Here is a 379-nt window from a genome sequence, read left to right as displayed (position 1 = left end):
TCGTCCGTCCGGAAGACACCGTCAAAGAGGAGGGCGCACGCGGCTCCTCAAGTAACCCGACGGGGGAGGAGGCCACGGACCCGGGCGAAATCACCTACCCAGCCTCACTGGCTGAGGACCTCAAGACCGAGCGAGCCATGGCCCTTGGCGCCGCGATGGCGCTGCATCCGGAGGCCACGCTCGATCTGACGCTCTTCAAGCTGGTCAGTGACGTTCTGGCCAGCGGCATGAGTGTCACGCAGGCGATCAAGATCGATGCCCGCAAGGAATACCGCAGCCATGCCAAGATGGACGAGATCGACGAGACCTCGCTCGAGCAGGTGGCGGCGGCGCATGAGGCGCTTGATCTGTCCTGGCTAGATGACGCCCGCGCGNCCGC

General features: G+C 65.3%; 1 pseudogene. It reads left to right on the top strand.

Annotated features, from left to right (window positions below):
- A pseudogene (locus A3764_RS02025) lies at window positions 1-379 on the top strand (ParB/RepB/Spo0J family partition protein); the annotation flags it as partial.

Origin of the sequence: Sulfitobacter sp. HI0129, from assembly GCF_001635395.1 — a bacterium.
GTDB lineage: Bacteria > Pseudomonadota > Alphaproteobacteria > Rhodobacterales > Rhodobacteraceae > Sulfitobacter.
This window is presented reverse-complemented; position numbering and strand designations above follow the sequence as displayed.